1 pseudogene is annotated in these 351 nt (G+C 37.3%); it reads right to left on the bottom strand.

Going from position 1 to position 351, the window contains the following annotated elements:
* Positions 1-351, bottom strand: a pseudogene (locus M992_RS15350) (Tn3 family transposase); the annotation flags it as partial.

Raw genomic sequence — 351 nt, forward strand, 5'->3', positions numbered from 1 at the left:
GTTACCAAATATACAAGCAAGAAGATCATTATGGTCCGCTTCCAGATTGTTTTTCCTGGATGATACAGCATTGAATACAGACAAAAAATCTGTCTCATTGTTTACATACTTCATCACATCGACTATTCCGATATTTTTTATTTGATTGTAAATCGGATTGTCAATGCTGGTCTTCCATTTTTTATTGGCCAGGCTCCACTGTAATTTGTTTGACTGCGGCTGTTTTTTTACAAACTCATTAGCATCTGAATTTATGCCAATGGTTATACGTTCCAGCTTCTCGTTAAATATATTCTCCAGATCGTCGAGAGTCTGCGTTACTGGTGTAATAAGTCGTTCAAGCCCGGTCTT

The organism is Moellerella wisconsensis ATCC 35017 (assembly GCF_001294465.1).
GTDB lineage: Bacteria > Pseudomonadota > Gammaproteobacteria > Enterobacterales > Enterobacteriaceae > Moellerella > Moellerella wisconsensis.